Annotated in this window: 14 protein-coding genes; 13 read left to right on the forward strand and 1 reads right to left on the reverse strand. The window is 47.5% G+C overall.

What is annotated here, in order from left to right; translation table 11 throughout:
- Positions 1-210: 210 nt before the first annotated feature.
- Positions 211-1,110, reverse strand: coding sequence for an AraC family transcriptional regulator (locus tag DW739_RS12355; protein ID WP_107001117.1), 900 nt, complete (start codon positions 1,108-1,110; stop codon positions 211-213).
- 111 nt (positions 1,111-1,221) lie between these two features.
- Between DW739_RS12355 and DW739_RS12360 the strand changes: the two genes are divergently transcribed.
- From DW739_RS12360 to proC, 13 genes are all read left to right on the forward strand, one after another.
- Positions 1,222-2,406 (forward strand): MFS transporter, encoded by a 1,185-nt coding sequence (locus DW739_RS12360; RefSeq protein WP_118743139.1) that lies wholly within the window; start codon positions 1,222-1,224, stop codon positions 2,404-2,406.
- 404 nt (positions 2,407-2,810) lie between these two features.
- Positions 2,811-4,763, forward strand: coding sequence for an oleate hydratase (locus DW739_RS12370; RefSeq protein WP_118743177.1), 1,953 nt, complete (start codon positions 2,811-2,813; stop codon positions 4,761-4,763).
- Positions 4,764-5,064: 301 nt separating this feature from the next.
- Positions 5,065-6,027 carry a hypothetical protein gene (locus tag DW739_RS15180; RefSeq protein ID WP_233430245.1) on the forward strand — a complete coding sequence of 321 codons (963 nt, stop codon included), beginning with the start codon at positions 5,065-5,067 and terminating at the stop codon, positions 6,025-6,027.
- 217 nt (positions 6,028-6,244) lie between these two features.
- A complete protein-coding gene (locus tag DW739_RS12380) occupies positions 6,245-8,860 on the forward strand; it encodes a cation-translocating P-type ATPase (protein ID WP_118293924.1) in 2,616 nt (871 codons plus the stop codon).
- A gap of 283 nt (positions 8,861-9,143) precedes the next feature.
- A complete protein-coding gene (locus tag DW739_RS12385; protein WP_233430244.1) occupies positions 9,144-11,720 on the forward strand; it encodes a transglycosylase domain-containing protein in 2,577 nt (858 codons plus the stop codon).
- A 381-nt stretch (positions 11,721-12,101) separates the two neighbouring features.
- Positions 12,102-13,181 carry a Gfo/Idh/MocA family oxidoreductase gene (locus DW739_RS12390; protein ID WP_107001112.1) on the forward strand — a complete coding sequence of 360 codons (1,080 nt, stop codon included), beginning with the start codon at positions 12,102-12,104 and terminating at the stop codon, positions 13,179-13,181.
- A 16-nt stretch (positions 13,182-13,197) separates the two neighbouring features.
- Positions 13,198-13,914, forward strand: coding sequence for a hypothetical protein (locus DW739_RS12395; RefSeq protein ID WP_107001111.1), 717 nt, complete (start codon positions 13,198-13,200; stop codon positions 13,912-13,914).
- A gap of 68 nt (positions 13,915-13,982) precedes the next feature.
- Positions 13,983-14,492, forward strand: a complete 510-nt coding sequence (locus tag DW739_RS12400) for a TRAP transporter small permease (RefSeq protein WP_107001110.1) — start codon at positions 13,983-13,985, stop codon at positions 14,490-14,492.
- 16 nt (positions 14,493-14,508) lie between these two features.
- Entirely contained in the window at positions 14,509-15,789 is a 1,281-nt protein-coding gene (locus tag DW739_RS12405) for a TRAP transporter large permease (RefSeq protein ID WP_118467183.1), read from the forward strand.
- Between the two features lie 30 nt (positions 15,790-15,819).
- The gene (locus DW739_RS12410) at positions 15,820-16,878 is read left to right on the forward strand and encodes a TRAP transporter substrate-binding protein (RefSeq protein WP_182426606.1); all 1,059 of its coding nucleotides are present in this window, start codon (positions 15,820-15,822) and stop codon (positions 16,876-16,878) included.
- Positions 16,879-16,913: 35 nt separating this feature from the next.
- Positions 16,914-17,885, forward strand: a complete 972-nt coding sequence (locus DW739_RS12415) for a hypothetical protein (RefSeq protein WP_118522759.1) — start codon at positions 16,914-16,916, stop codon at positions 17,883-17,885.
- Positions 17,886-18,074: 189 nt separating this feature from the next.
- Entirely contained in the window at positions 18,075-18,689 is a 615-nt protein-coding gene (locus DW739_RS12420; protein WP_181357223.1) for a GntR family transcriptional regulator, read from the forward strand.
- Between the two features lie 105 nt (positions 18,690-18,794).
- Entirely contained in the window at positions 18,795-19,625 is an 831-nt protein-coding gene (gene proC / locus DW739_RS12425) for a pyrroline-5-carboxylate reductase (protein WP_107001105.1), read from the forward strand.
- Positions 19,626-19,652 lie beyond the last annotated feature (27 nt).

Genomic DNA, 19,652 nt, shown 5'->3' on the forward strand with positions numbered 1-19,652 from the left:
ACCGATTATAACACCTCGCTCAGAAAAATCAATACAGATTTTTCAAAAGCCGCTGTAATGCTTATCAGAATCTCAAATATAAATATGGAAATCGCCATTTTTGGTGCAGAGGATATTCAAATCTCCAAGCTGTGTGTCGGATGCATGAGTTTCGGCAAGGCATTGACCAGAATCCCGCGGATGGCAGCCGGAAATGCAGCGCCGTCCCAATCAGCGGCTTTTCTGTTTCCGGTATTCCGTTGGGGTTAATTGGTAGCGTTTTTTGAATAATCTGCAAAAATAGTCAACGTTATGAAATCCTGTCTCAGAAGAAATGAGACTGACTTTTTTCTCGGTTTTTGAAAGCAACTGACCGGCCTGTTTTAAACGGTAGTTAATGAGATAGTTAACCGGCGTTATATGTAAATATTTCCGAAATAGATTCAAAGCGGTACTTTTACTGACCATTGCCTGTTCTGCAATGTCATCCAATGAGATACTCCGTGAGTAATTTAGATGGATAAATTGAAGCATGAGCTGTAACCGGGCTTGAGAAGCGGTTGAATGATCCTTGTGTTCTTCCTGGTATGAAATGTCTGTGTTTTCAAATATTTCCAGCCAGAGATTCTGAAGGAGAGAACTGGTAAGGAGTTCTTTGGATAGAACGGAATCCTGTGCAGAAATAATTTGCCGCATGATAGATAAAACCTTTGCTTGCCAGCATACTTTTTTATGAAATACGAGAAATGGCAATGAGGAAGAAATGATCGGCAGAATATATTTCTGATAAATCAGGCTGTCGCAAGGGGCAATAAAAGAAGGCATAAATACAAAATTGGGAATGAGGGCTTTTGAGGGAGAATAAAGGCGATGGAGTACCTTTGTATTAATGAATATGCCATTTCCTTCGGTTAAATGAAATTGGTCTTCTCCAATCCACAAAGTAACGGTTCCGGATTCAATATAAATAAACTCCAATTCAGTATGCCAGTGCCATTCGATACAGTTGAAATCAAAAACGGACAGATCTTCATAGTAAAACTGGAAAGGATAGAGAGTGCTTCCGTGCTGAGCTGTCTCCATCAAATCTTCACCTGTAATGATTTTGGTATAGGTTGTATTTATATTCATAGAAACCCCACTCTTTGAAACATACTTTACGATATTATACAATAAATTTCGGAAATAAATCAATGAAAATAAAGATGTTATGTTATATAATTCAATAAAAAACGAGGAGTGATGACCGTGCCAAATTACCGGAAAACAAAAATAGCCTGTTATATGGGATTTATTACACAGGCAATTGCAGCTAATTTTGCCCCATTGTTATTTTTGAAATTTCATAATGATTATCAGATTGCACTTGGAAAAATCGCGTTGATTTCTACCTGCTTTTTCCTTACACAGTTGTTGGTAGACCTGTTTTGTGCAAAGTTTGTGGACAAAATAGGGTATCGCATCTGTATTGTTACTTCTGAGGTATGTTCCGCAGCAGGATTGGTTGGTCTGGCTTTTTTGCCGGAGCTTTTGCCGGAACCGCTTGTTGGAATTATCCTGAGTGTGATTGTATATGCAGTCGGAAGTGGTCTGATTGAAGTGCTTTGCAGCCCGATCGTGGAGGCGTGTCCATTTGATAACAAAGAGGCAACGATGAGTCTGCTTCACTCTTTTTATTGTTGGGGAGCAGTGGGAACGATTGTGATCTCTACACTGTTTTTTGCGGTGTTTGGCATGGACAGCTGGAAATGGCTGGCTGTCTTATGGGCGCTTGTTCCGGCCATAAATATCTATAATTTTGCAACCTGTCCGATCGAGCATTTGGTAGATGAGGGGGAAGGAATGGGAATAAAAGAACTGTTTCGAAAACCTCTTTTCTGGCTTTCCATATGCTTGATGATTTGCTCCGGTGCATCAGAACTGGCTATGGCACAATGGGCATCTGCTTATGCGGAAGCTGCTCTGGGGCTGTCAAAGACAGTTGGTGACCTGGCCGGTCCCTGCATGTTTGCTGTTACAATGGGGATCAGTCGTATAATTTTCGGAAAATATGGTGATAAAATGGATCTGATGAAATTTATGATCGGATCTGGAATTTTATGTGTGATATGCTACCTGCTTGTTTCTGTATCGTTGAATCCGATATCAGGTTTGATTGGATGTATTATCTGTGGCTTTTCTGTTGGGATTATGTGGCCCGGCACAATCAGTATTTCATCAGAAAGATTTCCGGCAGGTGGAACGGCTATGTTTGCTTTGCTTGCTATGGCGGGGGACCTGGGTGGAAGCATAGGTCCGGGGATTGTTGGACGTGTTACACAAAGTGCAGGAGACAATATTCGTGCAGGTATGGGAGTTGGGCTATTGTTCCCGGTTATTTTATTAATCGTGCTTTTTATTTTTGCAAGGCAAAAAAATAATAAATGAAAGCTTTTTATAATTCATTACATAGAAGTAATAAGTCAGAAAACTGCCCAAAGAGTGATGGACTCAATTACAAAATATATTGAATCTAAGCTACTTCTAAAAGTAAATCGCAAGAAAAGTAAAATAGGAAGACCAATAGAGATAAAATACTTGGGATTCACATTTTACAATCAATTCAAAGCCAAGAAGTATAAAGCCAAAGCTCATGAAAAGTCAGTACAAAAGGTAGTAAGAAAATGGAATGACCAAAGGCAAACAGGAAGTGCCAGAAGATGATGCCCTTGACTTTTCTCCAAAAAAGTTTTACTATCAAACTACTATTAGATAGTATTAAAAACTAGATATCGGGGTAATGTAAAAAAGAAGTGGTTTGAAAGTTGAAGAAAGGCAGGGGCGATCAGGACATGAATAAGAAAGCATGGAAAGCGGGTGCGGTATCGGCACTGGCAGTTGGAGCGGGGCTGGCGGCAGCGGCGTCGAAGCGGAAAAAGGCAGGAAAAGTGGTTAAGTCGGCTTCGGATTACCGGAATACGGAACGCGGCAGCCAGGAGAAAAACAGCAAGGGAATTTATTATTCAAAGGGAAATTATGAGGCATTTGCACGTCCGGAGAAACCGGCGGGAATCGAGGGCAAATCGGCTTATATCGTCGGAAGTGGATTGGCTTCTCTGGCGGCGGCGTGTTTTCTAGTGAGAGACGCACAGATGCCGGGAGAAAATATCCATATTCTGGAGGCGATGGAGGTAGCAGGTGGTGCATGTGACGGTATTCAGGATCCGACCCGTGGATATGTGATGCGCGGCGGCCGCGAGATGGAGGATCATTTTGAGTGCCTGTGGGATCTGTTCCGCAGCATCCCGTCCCTGGAGGTGCCGGGGGCATCAGTTCTCGATGAATATTACTGGCTGAATAAACACGATCCGAACTACTCGCTCTGTCGTGCGACGGTCAACCGAGGCGAGGACGCACACACGGACGGCAAATTCCGCTTGAGCCAGAAAGGCAGCATGGAGATCATGAAGCTGTTCTTCACGAAGGATGAGGATCTGTATGACAAATCCATTGAGGATGTGTTTGATAATGAGGTGTTTGATTCGGATTTCTGGCTGTACTGGAGAACAATGTTTGCGTTTGAAAATTGGCACAGTGCATTAGAGATGAAACGCTATTTTCAGCGTTTTATCCACCACATCGGCGGACTTCCGGATTTCTCGGCACTCAAATTTACGCGTTACAACCAGTATGAGTCGTTGATTCTGCCGATGCAGAAATATCTGGAGGCGGCAGGCGTCCAGATCCAGTTTGGCACTGAGGTTACGAATGTGCGGTTTGACATCCAGGGTGAGAAAAAGGTTGCGAAGGCGATCGAGTACGTGAAGGGCGGCGAGAAGAAGGAAATCGCGTTGACTGAGGATGATTTTGTCTTTATTACGAACGGAAGCTGTACTGAGGGAACGATCTACGGCGACCAGAATCAGGCACCGGTAGAAGGTGCGGAAGTGCGTACCAGCGGCTGCTGGAGTCTGTGGCGTCAGATTGCTGCGCAGGATCCGGCATTTGGACATCCGGAGAAATTCTGCTCGGATATCCAGAAGACGAACTGGGAGTCTGCGACGGTCACGACTTCGGATGAGACAATCATTTCCCAGATCCGCAAGATTTGCCGCAGGGATCCGAGAAGTGGACGCGTCGTAACAGGCGGTATCGTGAGCTGCCGTGATTCAAGCTGGCTGCTCAGCTGGACGATCAACCGTCAGGGACAGTTCAAAGCGCAGAATAAGGACGAGATCTGCGTCTGGGTATACAGTTTATTTACGGATGTACCGGGCGATTATGTGAAGAAGCCGATGCGCGCCTGCACGGGCAAGGAGATCACCGAAGAATGGCTGTACCATCTCGGAATCCCGGAGGATCAGATCGAGGAACTGGCTGAGAACCATGCGAACTGTACGCCGACGATGATGCCGTATATTACAGCATTCTTTATGCCGCGGCGTGCCGGAGACCGCCCGGACGTTATCCCGGATGGATGTGTCAATGCGGCATTTCTGGGGCAGTTTGCGGAGACCCCGCGTGATACTATTTTCACGACCGAGTATTCCGTCCGCACCGCGATGGAAGCGGTGTACGGCTTGTGCGGCGTAGACCGCGGCGTACCGGAGGTATGGGGAAGTGTCTACGATATCCGCGAGCTTCTGGACAGCACGGTCAAGCTGATGGACGGCAGATCGCCCCTGGAAATGAAGCTGCCGATGCCGCTTGAAGCACTCAAAAAGCCGATTCTCCGGAAGATTGACAAGACGGTGGTTGGAAAGCTGCTGCGCGATCACGGCGTGCTGAAAGACTGGATGGTGTAAGAGACTGAGGAACGCAGGTGTTACTGGACACGTATGCATGAACAGTAACACGCAGGTAAATATGGCTGCGTTAGATAAAGGAAGACAGGCTGTCACAAACAGAAGGCCCCGGACGGAAATCGTTCGTTTGGCATTCGTGTGGCAGCCTTTTTTTGTGTAACAGGAAATTGTCGTGAGGCACATTCTTTTTCACTTGCCCGTTTTTCTCTGACATGATACAATAAAGATTGGCGTAAATGTAGAAAATTTGAGAAGAAAACGATTTTGAAAAGGATCGTTTGATAGATGTGAGGGAAAATAGATGGATTATTTACTTTGTATCCCGGCGCGGGAGACAAATACGAGAGAGAATTGTGAGAAAATACATAATGTTCTGGCGCGCATGTCCGATACCTACAAACTGCGGATTGTACCGGAACCGGTTAAGAATAAGCAGTTTCCATGTCCACCGTATTACAAGAAATACCGGATCTACAAGCCGGTAAAGGAACGCGATACGAACGGAGAGGCATATCTGGAAAAAGAAGAGGAAGAGATGCTCTTGAGTTCCTGCAAGACGGAGGAAGAGCAGGAACTGATGAAAAGCTGTATCTATGCGTACCAGTATTCGGCGGCGATCGTACTTAAAAGCTTCCGGGAGAAGGAAAAGAAAAATAAGATGCAGGTTCGACCTCTTTCGGAGCGGACACAGGCGCCAAGAGGCGTAAGTGGTCCGAATAGGGGAACACGTCTGGAAACACCGGAAAAAGCCGAAAAGCCGGAACAGGAGCGCAGCGCACAAGAACGTCCGTCTGGCAGTGACAGACCGGAACGATCGGAGAGAAGCTATCGGAACCGTACAGCGGATCGTGCTGCTGAGGGGAATACTGAGCGCACGCAGGGCAGAGAAAGAGCTTGCTCAGAGAGAGAGAGGGCAGCGCGTGTTTCGGGAGCCGAGAGAGCAGCGGACAGACGTAGCGGAAACCGCGCGGTGCCGGAAAATGAGAAACGGGAAGACCGCCCGGCTTCTGGAAGACGGGAGCGGTTTGAGCGCCGTCCACCGCGCAGAGGAGAACGACCAGAAGTGGAGAAAAATGAGGTCGTGAGAGATCCGGCGCAGGGCGAAATTCCGTTCCGCGCTTACATGGAGACAGGCAGCCTCCCGGCGTTCCGGGATACGGCAGCAACGGTGCCTGTACAGCCGATACAGCGGAAGAAAGAAGGTTATATGCCGATGGAGCGCAAACCGGCCGCGCAGACGCAGGAGCCGGAACCACAGGTGTAAGGTATGTGACCGAAACAGAACGATAAAATTAAATCATAGAATTTATAGAATGGCATCGAAACAATAAGAGTTCCGATGCCATTTGAGCATCAAACAGGACTATGCTTTCCATTTCTTTATTCCAACCATTCAGTTCTAATCCCCCCTATTTTCCGCATATGAATAAATGCAGTCTGTGAAAAGTACAGAACAGGGACAGAAAAAGGGGGAAATGCGCATGTATGAGAACCGGACGGTGGAAGAGGTGTGCAGGGAGTTTTCGGTCGATTTGCGGACAGGCTTATCGGCAGCGGAAGTGGAGGTGCGGCAGCGCCATTATGGGGAAAATGAGCTGCGGGAAGCACCACCGCGGAGTCTGATTGTGCGCATCGGGGCACAGCTTTGCGACTCCCTGATTTTTGTGTTGTTTGCGGCAGCCGGGATCTCCCTGCTTTTGGGCGAGTACGGCGATGCGGGGGTAATTCTGGCGGTTGTCGTATTAAATGCCACGGTGGGCGTGATTCAGGAGGGGAAGGCGGAGAAAGCGCTCGAATCCTTAAAACGGATGACGCAGCTGGAGGCGGTTGTGATCCGGGAAGGAAAAGAGCGGGAGATTGCCGCGCGGGAGCTGGTGCCGGGGGATCTGGTCGTGCTCGATGCCGGGCGGCAGGTTCCAGCCGACCTGCGTCTTACCGAGACAGCTGAAATGCGGGCAGAAGAATCAGCGCTGACCGGCGAATCGCGGGCGGTTGAGAAAAACAGCCATTTTTTAGCCGCCGGTGCGCTTCCGGTGGCAGAGCGTAAAAATGAGACATTTATGACTTCTTACGTGACGGCAGGGCGGGGAAAGGGAATTGTCATCGCCACCGGCATGAATACGGAGGTAGGGCGGATTGCTTCTCTGATCCGCGAGGCGCCGGAGGAGGAGACACCGTTGCAAAAAAGGCTGTCGGATCTGGGGAAACTATTGAGTATTCTTACGATCGGGCTGTGCGTTTTATTATTTGCCCTCGCCGTCTGGCAGAAGCGCGACGTGATGGAAATGCTGCTCACTGCGATTTCCCTGGCGGTAGCTGCCGTGCCGGAGGGGCTTCCGACGACGGTGACGATTGTGCTGGCGCTGGGAGTGACGAAAATGGCGCGGGCTGGCACGATCGTGCGCCGTCTTCCGTCCGTGGAAACACTGGGGGCAGTCAGCGTGGTCTGCTCAGATAAAACGGGGACGCTGACGAAAAATGAGATGACGGTGACGACATGTTATGTAAATCGACAGGAGTATACGGAACAGGAATTGGCGCGCTCTAAGGAAAGAGAAGTGGGAAAACGGCTTCTGGAGGTATTTGCGCTGTGCAGCGATGCCGGGGAGACGGTGGGGGATGCCACCGAGCGGGCGCTGTACGGATTTTGTGAAAATTGTGGTGTTTCTCCGGAGCATCTGCGTCGGAGATATCCGCGGAAAGGGGAGATTCCCTTTGATTCGGATCGGAAGAGAATGACGACGGTGCATGAGCAGGGAGAAAACTGGATTTCTTGTGTAAAAGGGGCGCCGGATGTGATTCTTAAAAGGTGTCGTTATGAGATGGAAGAGGACAAAATTGTGCCGCTGACCAGGGAGAGGCGGACAGAGATTGAGGCGGAGATCACGCGTATGTCCGCGCGTGCCCTGCGAGTACTCGCGGGGGCGTATAGGGAGCTTCAAACAGGAAAAATGCCGGATGGAAAGTGGGAGAAACAGGTGGGACAGCTGGAGCAGAACCTGGTATTTCTGGGTCTGGCAGGCATGATGGATCCGCCGAGGGAGGCAGCAGCCGGGGCAGTTGAGGCATTTCGCAGGGCATCTGTGCGGACGGTCATGATCACTGGAGATCATGCAGACACGGCGCTTGCGATCGCCAGGCAGCTGGGGATTGCCAAACGGCGGGAAGAATGCATGACGGGGGCGCAGCTGGAAACGCTGGATGAGGGAGCTCTGGAGGAACGAATCGGTTCTGTATCAGTCTTTGCACGGGTGTCGCCGGAACATAAAGTCCGGATTGTGCGGGCTTTAAAACGCGCCGGGTGCGTGACGGCGATGACCGGGGACGGCGTAAATGATGCGCCGGCGCTTAAATCAGCCGATATCGGGATCGCGATGGGAAAAGGCGGAACCGATGTGGCGCGGCAGGCGGCGGATATGATTTTGACGGATGATAATTTTGCGACGATCGAGAGGGCAATTGAGGAAGGGCGCGGCATCTATGAAAATATACGAAAATCTATACTGTTTCTGCTTTCCTCCAATCTGGGGGAGATTTTAACCATGTTTGCCGCCGTTGCTATCGGAATACCGGCGCCGCTGGGAGCCGGGCACATCCTTTGGATCAATCTGATTACGGACTCGCTTCCGGCGCTGGCACTCGGCATGGATGGAAACGACCGGGAGAACTTGATGCGTCAGCCGCCGCGCCGGACGGGCGAGTCGCTGTTTGCCGGAGGCGGGTGGTTCTGCATGGTATTTTACGGGTCTCTGATTGCAGCAGTCACGCTGGGGGCATTTTTCAGCAGACAGGAGCTTTTGCGGGCACAGACGTATGCATTTACCGTTCTGGGGCTGTCGGAGCTCTTTCATGCGGTCGGCATGCGCTCGCTTACGGGCTCGGCATTTTCACGCAGTCTTGGGAAAAATCCGCTGATGCTTGCGGCAGTCCTTGTGGGGATTCTGATGCAGGTTGCGGTGACGGAGATTCCTTTTTTGATGAAACTCCTTCACACGGTGCGGCTGCGCCCGGCAGAGTGGCTGGCGCTTCTCCTGTTATCCGCCACGCCGCTGTTAGTGCATGAACTTCTAGCATTTCTTTTTCGGAAACGGCATTGATATAGCGAAAATGCAGTTTACAGATAGGCATTTTTGAAGCCACGGAAAAATCCGTTACTGGGCATGTGTGCGTGAACAGTAACACGCGGTAGGAGATTGGGCAGATTTCGAAAACAGGCTTGTTCTTTTGGACAAAAAAACTTATAATAAAATGGAGTCCAAGCTGATTTTGTCAGAAAAGTATAAAAAGTTGCTGTCCGCAGACTGGCATTATTGAAGCCTGAGGTGCCGCATGAAATTAGAATGGCAGCAATCATAGATACATAGGAAGATGAGGGAAGAGATGAGGGAGAAACAGACGAGAGAGGACGCCTCCGGCGTTCGAAAGAAACCGGCAGCTTCATCCGCACGATCTTCGGGCAGGCGGGGCACCGCAAAGAAAAGCGGGAAAATCGATGTCGGCAAGCGAAAGAAAGCGGGCAAAAATAACAGCTGGAGCGGTGGGCGGATCGTGTTCCATGCGATGGCAAGGATCTTTGGAACCATGTTCAAGACGCTTCTGGTGTGTCTGGTACTGCTGGTGATTGGCGGTGCCGGATTTGGAGCATATAAGCTGATTCCGCTCTATGAGGACTATAAAAGCCAGATAGAGGGAGTGGTGGAAAACAGTACGCTGGATACATTCCGTTTGCAGGAGGCAAGTTATATTTATGATTCCAACGGTAATGTGCTGGCGAAGCTGACGGGAGACGAGGATTCCAGTTATTTGAAGTATGACCAGATACCGCAGAATGCAGTCAACGCATTTGTGGCGATCGAGGATCGGACGTTCTGGGAAAATCCAGGCATTGATATAAAAGGTATTTTCCGTGTCGCAGTCAATTACTTTTTGACTGAGGGAGCAGAAAAGCACGGCGCGAGTACGATCACCCAGCAGTTAGCGAGAAACCGTTTTCTGACCCGCGAGGTGTCGATGGAGCGGAAGATCAAGGAGATGCTGATTTCCTTAGATCTGACGAAGAAATACACCAAAGAGCAGATTATGGAGTTCTATATCAATGATATCAGCTTCGCGAACACGTACTACGGGCTTCAGGCGGCTGCAAGAGGTTATTTTGGCAAGGATGCGGATGAACTGTCCTTGAGCCAGACGGCATATTTGTGTGCGATTCCGAACTCGCCGACGTATTACAACCCGTACCGTCATCCGGAAAATGCGCTGACACGCCGCGATAAGATTCTGGAAGATATGCTGAGTATGGGATTTATTACGGAGAAAGCGTGCAAAGAGGCAAAGGCGGAGGAGATCACGGTCAACCGCCAGAGAGTGCCGCTGCACAACTATGAGACGACGTATGCGATCGACTGTGCGATTCGCTATCTGATGCGCCGTGACGGCTTTGAATTCCAGTATGGATTCCGCAGCGACGAGGCTTACAAAGAGTACAATGCCAATTACAACGAGGTGTACAACCAGGAGCGCGATGCGCTCTACACGGGCGGCTATAACCTTTATACCTCGTTGGATCCGGACAAGCAGACGATCCTGCAGGATGCATTAGATGGAGTTTTGTCCTTTGATGGCAATACATCCGAAAACGGCGTTTACAAGCTGCAAGGCGCGTCCACCGTTATTGACAACAAGACGAACCGCGTCGTGGCGATTGTGGGTGGACGTAGTCAGGAGACGGATACCTACACATTAAACCGTGCGTTCCAGAGCCCGAGACAGCCGGGAAGTTCTATCAAACCGTTGATCGTGTATACACCGGCACTGGAAAATGGTTACACATCGGAAACAAAGATTCCGAATATCGATATTGACGCGGCGAAGCAGAAGGGCGTGGATGTGAAGTCCCTTTCCGGCGAGAGGCTGGAGCTTCGAAATGCGGTCGAGCGAAGTAAAAATGGTGTGGCATGGTATATCTATGATGATATCACACCGGATGTCGGCATGGCATATTTAACCCAGATGCGCTTCGCGAGCGTGCAGGCGGCGGACTATTATCCGGCGACCTCCCTGGGCGGCTTTACCACCGGTATGACGACCGAGGAGATGGCGGGCGCTTATGCAGCGCTGTCAGACCGGGGACAGTACCGCGAACCGACCTGTATTATCAAGATGATCAATAACCAGGGCGAAGATATTTTTGAAGATTATGAATCGGTTCAGGTTTACCAGGAGAGCAGCGCCGTGATGATGACCGATATTTTAAAGGGAGTTGTCACAAAAGGTACGGCGGCATCGATGGGGTGGAGCGGCAATATAGAGGCGGCCGGAAAGACCGGTACGACCAACGGCAGCCGTGACGGCTGGTTCTGCGGCATGACGCCATATTATACGATGACGGTCTGGGTTGGCTACGACCAGCAGAAGACACTTTCCAGCCTGTACGGCGGCACGTATCCGGCGAAGATCTGGAAAAATGCGATGGAAAAGATGGTAGAGGGGCTTCCGGCGGCGTCCTTTGATACCCCGGAGACGGACAATGGACGCGGAGAAGGAACCTATCTGGCAGGTCATCCGGATGCATTTGAAATCACAACCAGCGGATATACCGCGGCGAATTTCAGAAGGGATCATTTGCTCTCGGATGAGGCGGCGAAGCTTCTGGAGTCTGCAAAGAGCGGCGATTCCGGCCGCAGCAGCAAGGAGTTAAAAGAAGACGCCAGCGCCAAGATCGAGCAGATCAAGAGCGAATCCATCAAAGAGCGGATGCAGCGGATCCACAAGACGGGTACGGCAGGAAAACGGTATTCAGCCCCGGCGGTGGTGCCGGAAACACCTGCCGAGACAGTTGAAGATCCGGCAGAATCTAGCACGACGATCGTGCCGGCAGGACCGGGCAGCGACATCGGACCAGGACACGGTCCGGCGCAGGAACCGGCAGTGGGTCCGGCGGCGGAGATTGGGCAGTAAAGAATTGAAAATGAGAAGAGTCATTTGATGCAGAGACATTAAATGGCTCTTCTTTGTTTTGTAGAAAAGAATTGTTCTATGAAATCTGTTCAAGATTTATGTGGAATCAATGGCGGAAGAATATTTGAATGAGAATAAAATTGACCGATTGTTTATGCAATAAGGGAAATATGGGGGAAAATGGATTGGAAATGTACAATACAATGAAATAAAACATGATAAAAGATCAATACGATTTAAAGTTCGTCAAATAAAATCAGAAAACGACTTGAAAATAAAAAAATAAAGTGCTAATATATCAGTAAGATATCTGAGATATATTAAAGAAAACAAAGTGCATGTACTAATAAAAGATTAAAAAAGAAAGGAAGGAAAAAGAGTATGGGCGACAAAATCAGATTTGGTATTATCGGCGGCGGTATGGCAGGTCCGTTAAATGCAGGAGCACTTCGGGATATCCCGGAAGCAGAGGTTGTTGCATTCTGTGACGTGAAAGAGGATGTGGCAAAGGAATTCAGCAAAGAGTACAATATTCCGTCTTATTACACGGATTATAAAGAGATGCTGAAACGAGATGATATCGATGCTGTCTGTGTAGTAACACCTCCATTCCTGCATGAGCAGATGGTTGTGGACTGTGCGAAGGCTGGCAAACACGTAATGTGTGAGAAACCAATTTCTGTCGATTGTAATGCAGCTGACAGGATGATTGCAGCATGTAAAGAAGCGGGCGTTAAATTTGGTGTTATCTTTATGTACCGTTTCATGGATCAGGCTCAGCTGATCAAGAAAGCGCTGGATGAAGGCAAGCTTGGTAAACTTCTTTCGGTTGATTGTTCTGGAAAATGCTTCCGAAGCGATGAATACTATGCTTCCGGTGCATGGAGAGGTACATGGAAAGGTGAGGGCGGCGGTTCCCTGATTAGCCAGACCGTTCATTTTATTGACTTAATGCTTTATTTAGTCGGCGATGTAGAGAGACTGACTGGTAATTATATGACAACCCTGCATCCGGATATTGAAGTAGATGACGTAGCCAACGCAATATTCAAATTTAAGAATGGGGCGTTGGGAAGCCTGGTAAGTAGTAGTGCAGTCCGTCCGGGTTATCCGCGTCACATCGAAATCCATGGTGAAAAAGGTACGATCAAGATTGTGGAAGAAGAGATCGTAGAATGGAAAGTAGAAGGCATGAACGAGGATGATTACCTGACCAAGGTAAAAGTTGACTCTGGTGATACAGCAACGGGTGCTGGCTATGTGGCAACCGAAAATCACAGAAGACAGCTTACTGATTTCATCCATGCGATCAAAGAAGATCGTGAGCCGATGGTAGACGGCGTAGAGGGAAGAAGAACACTTGAATTTATCCGTGCGATTTATCAGTCGAGCGACCTTGGTAAAGAAGTGCATTTCCCGATCCAGGAAGATGAAAAATACGGAAAGAAGACAGCTTGGTAATAAGGAGGTATAGATTATGGAAAAGAAGATGTATACAGAGACGTTGGAAAAGGTTCGCAATGATTATGCGGTTCGCAATATTGATAAATTAGAGGCAGCGATCAAAGCCGGTGATATGGAAAAAGCGCTGGAGCTGCACAAATTAAATGTAGAGAAAAAGACAGGATTTCACCATTTCGCAGTCCGCTGGGTAAATCAGACATTACGCAATTTCAAGAAATGGGCACCGGATGAGGCGATCTTTGAATGTATGGAAGACTATGCATTATGGTGCTATCCGCCATGTCTGCAGGACTGGATGGAGAAATATAAAGCGGGTCAGGCTACATATAAAGATTTCCCAATGGAAGATTTCCTGGAGAACCGTGCAGTATTATGGTCTGCTCTTCATGATAACGGCGATCAGATTTGGGAAGAGGATGAGGAGAAGATTACCTTTACACTTCCGCGTTGTAACAGCGGCGGCTGGCTGGTAACCGAATGTCAAGACAAGGTACAGACTTTAGATAAACCGGATCCAAGAGCTTATAATAAGGAAGGATTCCAGTGCTACTGCCTGAACTGTACAACCATGTGGGAGTTTGGTTGGTACAAATGGTTTGGATGGCCATTATTCATTATGGATGTGCCGACTATCGGCAGTGACGGTAAGTGCGTGATGGTTATGTACAAAGATCCGAAAGATATCCCGGATTCTTACTATGAGAAACGCGGCTTAGAGAGAAAGATCTAATAAAAAACCGGCGGCAGTTTCACCGGCTGCCGCCTTTGTAAAAACTATCCAGGAAAGGGGGATACATTATGAAAGAAAAGGGGAACCCACTTCTCCAGATAATTCGAAATGTAAATGATGCGGTAGTAGTTGTTCTTTTCCTTGCGATGACAATTACAGTTATTATTCAGGTTTTTTTTCGTTTTGTAATACAGAGTCCTCTTAGATGGACCGAAGAATTAGCGAGATATCTGATGATATGGCTGGTATTGATGGCATCGGCGATTGCGATGAGAAATCGTTCTCACCTTCAGGTAGATGTTCTGACATCTGCACTTCCGCAAAAGCCGAAACGCATTTTGACCGCGATTGTAGATCTTTTAACGATTGTTTTCTTATGTATTATGACATATTTCGGGTTCAAAGTAGTACAGTCTACGACGGCTCAGACGTCTCCGGCGATGCAGATTCCGATGGCTTTGATTTACGCGGCATTCCCAACCGGTGGAGTTTTGATGATTATGGAACAGCTCCTTACCTTTATCGAACGCTTAAAAAACAAGAATGCACCGGAAGAACCGAGAGAATTTATAGATTAGTAAAGGAGGCTGCGATATGTTAGGATTTTTATTTATCTGTATTTTGTGTCTGTTTCTAATCGGAGCCCCTATTTTTGTTGCACTCGGAATGGGAACGACACTTTCGATTATGCTTGAGGGAAATTTCCCATTGGTTCTGGTACCGCAGAGAATGTTTGCGGGTCTTGACAGCTGGCCGATCATGGCGATTCCGATGTTCATGCTGGCAGGAAATCTGATGGATCAGGGCGGTATGTCCAAACGGATTGTAGATTTTGCAAGTGCGTCGATCGGCTTTGTAAAAGGAAGTCTGGCGATGGTAGCCGTACTGGCATCCATGATTTTCGCGGCAATTTCCGGTTCAGCAACGGCTGGAACAGCAGCAATCGGTTCGATCATGACGCCTGCATTTAAAGAAAAAGGCTATAACATGAGTTTCGTAACGGTTCTGCTCTCAGCAGCAGGAAGTATCGGACCGATTATTCCGCCAAGTATCTTAATGGTTCTGATTGGATATTCCACAGGTGCATCTGTTGGTCAGTTATTCCTCGGAGGCGCTATTCCTGGAGTTATGATTGGTGTGGCACTGATGGTCTACTCCTATATTCACGCTTCCAGGGGCGGAGATGCATATATCCAGACAACCAAGTTTGATCCGAAAGAAGTACGGAGAACGATGTTTTCTGCACTTCCTGGTTTAGGACTTCCGATTATCATTATCGGTGGTATCATCAGCGGTATCTTTTCTGCAACTGAAGCAGCGGCTGTGGCGGTTGTCTATGGCTTCCTGGTAGGTATGTTTATTTACAAAGAAATTACATTGAAAGATTTACCTGGTATTTTTGTTAAGTCCGCGCAGACAGCGGCTGGCATCATGATTATCACAGGCTGCGCTTATATCTTTGCATGGTTTATCACAGCAAAACAGCTGCCGCAGCTCTTAATCCAGGTTATGAATACATTCATCACAAGTAAGACTGCATTCCTTATTTTCTTAAATATTGCGCTGTTCTTAGTTGGAATGTTTATGGAAAGTTTCTCTGCAATTATCGTTTTAATGCCGATCTTATTCCCGGTAGCAACCGCTTATGGAATCGACCCGATTCACTTTGGTGTTATTGTCTGCATCAACCTGGCGATTGGATACGTAACACCGCCTTATGGAGCAACTTTATTCGTTGCCTGTGGATTGACCGGCAAAAGTGTAAGAGAGGTATTCCCGTTTGTAATTCCTACGATTCTTGCAATGTTAGTTGTACTGATTATTGTTACATATTTCCCGCAGACCTATTTATGGCTGCCGCAGTTAATGGGATAAAAAGATGAAATGAAAGGAGGATTTATTGTTATGAAGAAAAATGTGAAACGGTTTGTAAGCATGACGATGGCGATGCTGGTGGCAGCTGGTTCTCTGGCAGGATGTGGAGGAGGCGGCAGCGCTTCCACAGGAGAGTCCGCAAAGGCAGCGGCTAATACAGGCGGTTCATCCGGTGGTGCGGTGACCGTAAAGGTTTCCTTATCACAGGCAGCAACCGAACCTCCGGTAAAAGCAGCGGAGTATTTTAAAGAGATTGTGGAAGAGCGCTCCAATGGCGAAATTAAAGTAGAAGTATATCCGGATAACCAGCTTGGCAACGAGCGAGATGTCATTGAGGGTATGCAGCTTGGCACTGTAGAGATGGCGATGACGTCGGTAGCGCCGTTCTCCAGCTTTGTTCCATCTGTTAATATATTCTGCCTTCCGTTCCTCTGGAGAGATAAGGAACATATGTATTCCGTTCTGGACTCTGACGAGATTGGAATGTCCTATAGCGGTGACTGTGAGGAGAAAGGCTTCCATCTGATGGGCTTCCTGGATTTGGGAACCAGACATATCATGACAACGCAGAAGACGATCAACAGCATCGAAGATTTAAAGAACCTCAAGATCCGTACCATGGAAAATCAGGTACAGCTGGATTCCTTTACCGCATTCGGCGCAAGCCCGCTGCCGATGGCATACGGCGAATTATACACAGCGCTGCAGCAGAACATCATTGACGGTGCAGAAGCGGCCAATACAAACTATTATTCCAAGAAGTTTTATGAGGCAGCGCCGCACTGGGCAATGGTTGGATGGACCAACGACTTAGGTATCTGCGTAGTTGCTAAGAATTTCTATGATTCTCTTTCGGACGAGCACAAACAGATTATCGATGAGTGCACCAAAGAAATGATCGATAAAGAGAGAGAACTTTATACAGCATCTGAGGATGAGTGCCTGGAACTGTTAAAGGGAGAGGGCATCGAAATCACAGAGCCGGATCGCGAACCATTTATCGAGGCAGCCCAGAGCGTATATGATCAGTGGGGCGATAAAGTAGGCGGAAGAGATAAAATTGACGCAATCGTTAATTTTGGAAAATAAAATGTGTTCAGTGACAGAGAAAGGCAAAGGTGTATATGGGATTTGATTATCAAAGTTTTTTGAACGACAAGATTTTTGAAGAATTAAACAAGATAAAAGCCTTTTCTCCGGAGGTTGTTGAGCAGGAAGCGGCGGCGCGAAAAAAACCGGGATTTCCGCATGATAAGCTGGTATTTGCGGCAGCGGATCACAATGCCAGAATGATCAATGAGTACAAAGGAAATCCGATTGGTTTAAGTAATAGGCGGGAGTATTTATCCCGCCTGGTGCGGATGCTGCAGAGTGATCAGATTGATGGAATCGAGGCGACACCGGATATTATTGAAGATTTATTTATCCTCAATAAATTGCAGCGGGAACGTGGAGAAAAGGCGTTTCTGGATGGGAAGATGCTGGTTGGCACTGTGAACCGGGGCGGTCTGAAAAATACAGTATGGGAGATGGACGATATGCCGTCCTGTTATACAGTCGATCGCCTAGTGAAACTTCGAATGGACGGTGTAAAGTTTATGATCCGTCTGAATCCGATGGATGAGCGAAGCAAATATACGGTTCGGTACTGTGCAGAAGCTGTCAATGCAGCAGAGTCAGCTGGTCTTCCAATTTTTATCGAGGCGCTGTATGTAGAAACAACGGAAACGGGGTTTACGATGAAGACGGATTCAGAGAGTCTGTGTAAGGTAGTCGGCGTGGTAGGCGCTCTTGGCTGCCGTGCATCCGGCAAATGGATTGAAGTTCCGCTGAATCATGAATATGCAGTTCCGACGGCGGCGACCACCTGTCCGGTGCTGGTAGTTCCAGACGAGGTAAAGAGTGAGCCGATTGAGGTTGTAGAAGAGTACACGAAAGAGATCGGAATCAGCAGCAATATCCGCGGAATCTTGCTGGGACGAAATGTTATGTACAATGAATCGGATCCGCTTCCAATCGCGGAAGCGATCGCGGATATCTGGCATAAGGGCGGCAACGCGGAAGAAAATTACAAGCGATGCGTCGAAAAATTATAAAAAAAATAGGGCATATCAGGTTACTGGGCATGTATGCGTGAACAGTAACTATATCAGAAACGGGGTATATACAAAAGTCTAATTGAATTTGATCCTTATTTGCGCTATTATAAAAATAAGCATTCCTGTAGACTAAAAGAAGTTGGATGCAAATCACAGATTTGTTCTACAAGAAAGATGAGGGAAACAATGCGAGTTAGTGATGTGGCATACGAGAAGATTAAGATGATGATTATTACAGCCAGACTTCGCCCCGGACAGACATTAGTAGAGGCTGAATTGATGGAAGAGCTGGGGATGGGACGAACTCCCATCCGTGAGGCACTGAATCGACTGGCATGGGAAAACTTTGTGAAAATTGTCCCGAGACAATGTATTATGGTAAATGAGATTTCCTTATATGAAGTGGAATCGATTTATCAGATGAGATTTGCTCTGTCTCCACTTGAATCAGAGCTTGCTGCTATGAATCGGACGGAAGAAGATTTAAAGCGGCTGAAAGACAGCCTGGAAGTCCTGAGAGAGGAGACAGATGCGGAAGAAAGAGTTCTTTTGGATCGAGCATTTCATAGAATTATTTCTTCTATGACTAGGAATCCGTTTCTTGAGCGGGAGATGAATAATTACCAGGATTTGAGTATTCGTCTTCTGTTTTTAAACCGGATTAATTTATCTTCGATTGATGATATGGATATTGGACATCATGAGGAAATTTATCGTTGTCTTCAGGAGAGAGATGTAGATAAATTGATATCGGTTCAGAAAGCGCATGTTCAGGCATTTAAAGAAAAATTTATCCGCTGAGAGCGGGAACTTCCCTTCGCTGAAAGGCGAAGGGAAATATAAGCCACATAAGATATATTTGAAGTATATTACTAACTCGGACTTTAAGTTGAAAGGAGACCAGCTATGAAAAAAATTGCTTTTATTGGAAGTGGAACTATGGGTACAGCTCTTGCAACGGCAGCCTGCAAGGGAATTGATCCATCGGAAGTTGTGATTACAGATGTGGTTACAGAAAAAGGACAGAAATTAGCGGACGAGCTGGGATGCAACTTTGTTGAGACCAATGGAGAAGCGATCAAGGCAGCTCATTATGTTGTGTTCTGTGTAAAACCGCAGTTTTTAAAGAGTGTTCTGGAAGAGGTGAAACCGGTCTTTGCGGCATGTGCAGAAGAAGGGCAGGAAAAAATTATCGTTTCGATTGTAGCGGGTGTTGAGGTTTCAACCTATATGAAAGAATTAGAGTTAGAAGGAAAGAATGTTCCGGTTATCCGTATTCTCCCGAATACAGCCTGCTTGATTGGAAAAGGTTTTATCCTGATCGAACAGGGCGACAGCTACACGAAGGAACAGGAGGACGAATTCCGGTATATTCTACGTGAAGCCGGTGGATTTGACAGCCTTCCGGCCTCCCAGTTTGTGGCAGGCACAGTATTAACATCTACATCCCCGGCGTTTATCGCAATGTTTGCTAATTCTCTGGCAGACGGCGGCGTTTACAATGGTCTTCTACGTTATCAGGCGAGAAGATATGCACTGGAAGGAATCCTTGGAACCGTGCAGCTGTTTTTACAGAGCGAAAAGCATCTTGAGAATTTAAAAGATGATGTGTGTTCTCCGGCTGGTCCGGCGATGATCGGTGTGAAGACACTGGAAGACCGTGGATTCCGCAGCAGCGTGATCAATGCAGTTGTCGATGCTTATAAACGATTTGATGAAATTGGAAAATTAAAATAATCGTTGCATCATCCTGAAAAAGCCCCC

This window comes from Clostridium sp. AM28-20LB (assembly GCF_003480665.1).
GTDB lineage: Bacteria > Bacillota > Clostridia > Lachnospirales > Lachnospiraceae > Otoolea > Otoolea fessa.